Here is a 1,431-nt window from a genome sequence, read left to right on the forward strand (position 1 = left end):
CCGAGTCAGCAGCGTCGTCGGCCTTACCGTTGGCGGAGTGGTCCTTCGCCTTGGGGTCAGCCTCCGCGTGCTCGACGGAATCGTGCCCATGCTTCGCGTCGGCATCGGCCTTACCGGAGGCATGTGCGTCGCTGGAGCCGTGGCCAGCCTTGCTGGCGTCGGCGGCCTCATCCGCGTGGGTGGCAGGCGTGTCTGCTCCATGCTTTCCGCCATGCGGCTGCTTGTCGCCACCCAGGGCGTCCCCGGCAGGAGTGTCCTTCTTGGGTGTGGTAGGCGCGTCGGGGGTGCCGTCTCCACCATGTCCTGCCCGGGGCGTGTCACCGTGGCCGGGGGTGGAATCAGCGCGCGAAACGCCGTGCGTATCACCGGTGGACATGCCCGGATCGGCGCGGTGCGGCCCCTGCGCAGGGGCCGACGAACCACCGTGGGTGCCAGTATCAGCACCAACATGGCCACCGCCCTGGCCCGTGGTGGCGCCAGCAGCGTGCGTTCCACGTGACGCGTCGCCTACGCCGCCACCGACATCAGCGGAATTACTGACGCCGTGTGCGCCGTGACCCGCATGTCCTGCGTTCGCTCCGAAATCGGCGGTGCCGCCGAATCCGTCCGCTCCGTGGCTGACACGGCTCGGATCGCTGCCACCGAAGGCGCCAGCGCGCTCGTAGGATCCCTGAGCGCCCACGCTGGCCTCGCTACGGCCAACGCCCGCGCCGACAAGCTCATCGGCACCGCGCGTCTCACCGTTAGCGTGGGTCGAGCTGTGATCCAGGTAGGAAGAGTCCTTCCTGTTCTCAACGCCGAAAAGATCGTAATCGTCCCGGTTCGTAGACAAGCCATCGGAGTCCCACGAATTGTTGGGATTCCTCTGCGACTTCCCACCAACTGCAAAGCGACCCTCAGACCCAACTTCGTCAAGTGTCAGGGAACGATCGGGGCCAACACGGTAAGAAGAATCAGGTTTCTGCGGAGGCTTCCCGCCGCCCGCAACAGCGGGTTGCGGTTCGAAGTTGTCACCCTTCGGAGCTCCGTCGGTGCCGCCGCGGTGAGGACCACCTGCGGTCTCGACCGGACGGTACTGACCGTTGGAAACCTTGTCCGAATCACCGGGCTTGAAGTCCAGATGATCCAAGTTCTTCTGGTTACCGCCGCTGTGCGTATCGGTCTTGTTTGTCGAGGACTGGAAATCGCGACCCGAGCCGGTAGCCGGCTTGTCCGGATCAGTAGGCTTCCTCGGGGGAATGGGGTCACCCGTAGCGACGTGCTCACCCATGCCGTTGTTGCGCGCGGGAGCAGCGGGGGAGCCACCAGCAGCACCGTGGCCAGAAGCGGCACCATGCGAGCCGCTCGAAGGAGCTCCGGGGGCAGCAGGCGCACCGGATGCGCCAGCACCGTGGGAGCCAGTTGCGGGTGCACCGGTGGCAGGAGCGCCAG

1 pseudogene is annotated in these 1,431 nt (G+C 66.4%); it reads right to left on the reverse strand.

What is annotated here, in order from left to right:
- A pseudogene (locus tag HMPREF1137_RS10450) lies at nt 1–1,431 on the reverse strand (hypothetical protein); the annotation flags it as partial.

This window comes from Actinomyces sp. ICM39 (genome assembly GCF_000282935.1).
GTDB classification, from domain to species: Bacteria; Actinomycetota; Actinomycetes; order Actinomycetales; family Actinomycetaceae; genus Pauljensenia; species Pauljensenia odontolytica_B.